The organism is Massilia sp. 2TAF26 (assembly GCF_052115005.1).
GTDB lineage: Bacteria > Pseudomonadota > Gammaproteobacteria > Burkholderiales > Burkholderiaceae_D > Telluria.
Genome location: NZ_JBFRFV010000104.1, coordinates 1 through 496, shown reverse-complemented (window position 1 = coordinate 496; position 496 = coordinate 1). Strand labels below are relative to the sequence as shown.

The window sequence follows — 496 nt, the reverse complement described above, 5'->3', positions numbered from 1 at the left end:
GGTCTGGCCGCTGCGATCGCGTGCCACCAGGATGCACACTTGTTCATTCGAGATCCCGCGCTTTGTCGCCTTGCCGCCGCGTCTTCGTGGCGGACGGTCGAGATGTCTGGAGCCCTTGTGCGATTCGAGCACATACATCTCATCGGCTTCGGCGATGCCGCTCAGCCGCTGCGGGCGGTCATCCTTGCTCAAGGCCAGGAAACGGTGGCGCCATCGAAAGCTGGTCGCACTGGCCACGCCGATCTCGCGCGCCGAGCGGCGCACGCTGCGGGAGTCGAGCATGCAGCCGAGGTAGTCGAGCCAGTGTGCCTTGTRGCGCAGCCGCGCCAGCGGCGTGCCGCTGAGCAGGTTGAAGGTGCGATGGCAGTTGCGGCAGCGGTAGCGCTGCAGTCCGTGCGCATGGCCGTGGCGAAAGGGTTTGTCGGCCTGGCAGTGCGGGCAGCAGAGTGGCGCGGCGGGCTGCTCGACGATCTCGAGTACACGGTCGAGGCCGGCC

At 67.5% G+C, this 496-nt stretch carries 1 protein-coding gene; it reads right to left on the bottom strand.

All coding sequences use genetic code 11. The features are described from left to right. Positions 1-496 (bottom strand): IS1595 family transposase (locus tag AB4Z32_RS27655; protein WP_442125008.1); only part of this gene is annotated, 496 nt, incomplete at both ends.